This is a genomic window from Enterobacter wuhouensis, from assembly GCF_004331265.1.
GTDB lineage: Bacteria > Pseudomonadota > Gammaproteobacteria > Enterobacterales > Enterobacteriaceae > Enterobacter > Enterobacter wuhouensis.
Genome location: NZ_SJOO01000045.1, coordinates 1 through 218, shown reverse-complemented (window position 1 = coordinate 218; position 218 = coordinate 1). Strand labels below are relative to the sequence as shown.

The following is a 218-nucleotide window of genomic DNA, read 5'->3' as shown; positions in this document are numbered from 1 at the left end:
TCGCCTGGGAAATCGTACTGAGACAGCAGTTCACGAACTTCCATCTCTACCAGTTCCAGCAGCTCTTCGTCATCAACCATGTCGCATTTGTTCAGGAACACGATGATGAAAGGAACGCCTACCTGACGACCCAGCAGGATGTGCTCACGGGTCTGAGGCATTGGGCCGTCAGTCGCAGCAACAACCAGGATCGCGCCGTCCATCTGCGCAGCACCGGT

At 56.0% G+C, this 218-nt stretch carries 1 protein-coding gene; it reads right to left on the bottom strand.

The annotated features are described in order from the left end of the window. Window positions 1-218, bottom strand: a 218-nt coding sequence (locus tag E0L20_RS23820; RefSeq protein ID WP_242673439.1) for a GTP-binding protein, incomplete at both ends; no start/stop codon positions are given.